This is a genomic window from Mycobacterium sp. ABE4_509 (genome assembly GCF_056160785.1).
Window position 1 is genome coordinate 1 of the sequence record NZ_JBSWXU010000366.1, and the last position, 249, is coordinate 249.

General features: G+C 70.7%; 1 protein-coding gene. It reads right to left on the reverse strand.

The genetic code is table 11. The annotated features are described in order from the left end of the window. Positions 1-249 (reverse strand): hypothetical protein (locus tag ACXAID_RS28510; protein WP_475025488.1); only part of this gene is annotated, 249 nt, incomplete at both ends.

The following is a 249-nucleotide window of genomic DNA, read 5'->3' on the forward strand; positions in this document are numbered from 1 at the left end:
TTCCGGTGCTGTCGTCGACGCGCAGGCGCAGCATGGCGTGGCGGTCGAGGACGGCTTGGAGCACGGTGACGACGTCGGCCTCGGTCACCCCGAGCGGCGCCTGCATCGCCACCGTCTGGTTGAACTCCTCGATCGAGGCGCCCGCGCTTTCCAAACCGTGCAGCCACTCGATGATGGGGGTGGCGATCACGGGGCCGGTGCCCTCGTCGAGGACGGCGGTGTCCTCGTCGGCGACGGTGGCGACCTGGG